Below are 967 nucleotides of genomic sequence, written 5' to 3' on the forward strand. Positions count from 1 at the left end.
CTATGTGCCGCTCGACCCCGCCTATCCGGGAGAGCGACTCGCTCACATACTCTCCGATGCCCAGCCCGCCATCGTCCTGAGCGATCAGGCGGGCAAGGAGGTACTGGGCCAGGCGTTGGCCGGTTACACCCTGATCGACCCCAACGACGCTCCTGTACAACCCGAGACCAATCCTCAGATACCGGGCCTGACCTCACGCCATCTCGCTTATGTGATCTACACCTCCGGCTCCACCGGTGCCCCAAAGGGAGTGTGCATTGAACATTGCTCCATCGTTAATTATGCATCATATGCGGCTGAACGATTTGGCGTTGCTGACGGTCACGGCTCTGTGCTTTCTTCTTCTATCAGCTTTGACTTGGGCCTCACGGCCTTGTATCCTGCGCTAATTTGTGGGCGTCGGCTATATCTCTCTTCTGAGGGCAACTCCAAGCTCGACTGGCGTCAAGCCATTGTTGACGGTAACAATTTATCACCGGTCAAACTCACGCCATCCCATTTAGAGGCACTTCGAGGGATACTACCGGTCGAAGCGATGGCAGGGCGCATTTGTACTCTGGTCGTGGGGGGAGAAACCTTACGGCATGCGCAAATTGAAATATGGCAAACCCATGCTCCGGAAACACGGATATTCAACCACTATGGACCGACCGAGACAACGGTCGGCTGCGTTGCATACGAAATAAAAAAATCTGCCGAACATAGCGAACCAATCCCGATCGGCCGACCGATCTCGAACACTCGGATTTACCTGCTAGACAGCCACGGTCAACCGGTGCCGCTAGGCGCAGTGGGTGAACTGTATATCGGCGGCGCAGGCGTGGCTCGTGGCTATCTGAACCGCCCAGAACTGACCGCCGAACGCTTCCTCCCCGATCCCTTCTCCCATCACTCCGATGCCCGCATGTATCGCACCGGCGATCTGGCCCGCTACCTGCCCGACGGCAATCTTGTGTTCCTCGGTCGC

1 protein-coding gene is annotated in these 967 nt (G+C 57.1%); it reads left to right on the forward strand.

Annotated elements, in window-relative coordinates; all coding sequences use genetic code 11:
• Positions 1–967 (forward strand): amino acid adenylation domain-containing protein (locus M3I56_RS40675; protein WP_254358684.1); only part of this gene is annotated, 967 nt, incomplete at both ends.

It is taken from the genome of Paraburkholderia sp. CNPSo 3281 (genome assembly GCF_024206515.1).
Classification (GTDB): domain Bacteria; phylum Pseudomonadota; class Gammaproteobacteria; order Burkholderiales; family Burkholderiaceae; genus Paraburkholderia; species Paraburkholderia nodosa.